This is a genomic window from Tritonibacter sp. SIMBA_163, from assembly GCF_046535935.1.
Classification (GTDB): Bacteria; Pseudomonadota; Alphaproteobacteria; order Rhodobacterales; family Rhodobacteraceae; genus Epibacterium; species Epibacterium scottomollicae.
On the sequence record NZ_JAWJBP010001189.1, the window covers coordinates 1 to 241 of the forward strand.

Sequence of the window (241 nt, forward strand, 5' to 3'; positions counted from 1 at the left end):
GTGCCGGCCCGCCCCTTGCCAAAGCAGCAGTCGGCGCCCACCACCACATGCTCCAGCCCCAAACCTTCACAGATCCCTTTGCGGGCACACTCTTCGGGGGGAAGCGACGACAGCGCGTGGTTGAAATTCAGCTGATAGCGCTTCTCGACGCCGAGCGTCGCCAGCCGATGCGCGCGGGCCTCTGCCGACAGCAGCCGGAAGGGCGGCGCGTCGGGGGCAAAGAATTCACGCGGATGCGGCT

General features: G+C 67.2%; 1 pseudogene. It reads right to left on the reverse strand.

What is annotated here, in order from left to right:
- Positions 1-241 (reverse strand): annotated as a pseudogene (locus R0J92_RS26080) (bifunctional riboflavin kinase/FMN adenylyltransferase); the annotation flags it as partial.